At 72.2% G+C, this 497-nt stretch carries 1 protein-coding gene; it reads right to left on the minus strand.

Annotated elements, in window-relative coordinates; genetic code table 11:
• Positions 1–197: 197 nt before the first annotated feature.
• On the minus strand, positions 198–497 hold a 300-nt coding region (locus tag ACFQ79_RS37660; protein WP_383592127.1), incomplete at its 5' end, for an ATP/GTP-binding protein.

A 497-nucleotide genomic window follows, 5' to 3' on the forward strand; every position in this document is an offset into this window, starting at 1 on the left:
CGGTGATACCGGGTTCAGGCCCTCTTCCGTGTCTCCAGGACCCCTCACACGCCGTTCTGGGGCCCTGACAGGGCGTACACAGGGCCGGGCGGGGTCCTCGGCCCGCGCGCGGTACGCCGAGCGGGGTCCGGCACACGCCGAAGGCCGCGCCCCCCGAGGGGGAACGCGGCCTTTCGGTACGGAGCGCCGGGGGACAGCTACCGCAGGCGGGCCATGAGGGCGTGCTCGACCAGGGTGATGAGCGCGCTCTTGGCGTCGGCGCGGTGCCGGGCGTCCGTGGTGATGATGGGGGTGTCCGGGCCGATCTGGAGGGCCTCGCGGACCTCCTCCGGCTGGTACGGCTGGTTCCCGTCGAAGCCGTTGAGGGCGATGACGAACGGCAGGCCGCTGTTCTCGAAGTAGTCGACCGCGGGGAAGCAGTCGGCGAGGCGGCGGGTGTCGACGAGGACGACGGCGCCGATGGCGCCGCGGACCAGGTCGTCCCACATGAACCAGAA

Source organism: Streptomyces sp. NPDC056480 (assembly GCF_042795405.1).
In the GTDB taxonomy this organism is placed as follows: domain Bacteria; phylum Actinomycetota; class Actinomycetes; order Streptomycetales; family Streptomycetaceae; genus Streptomyces.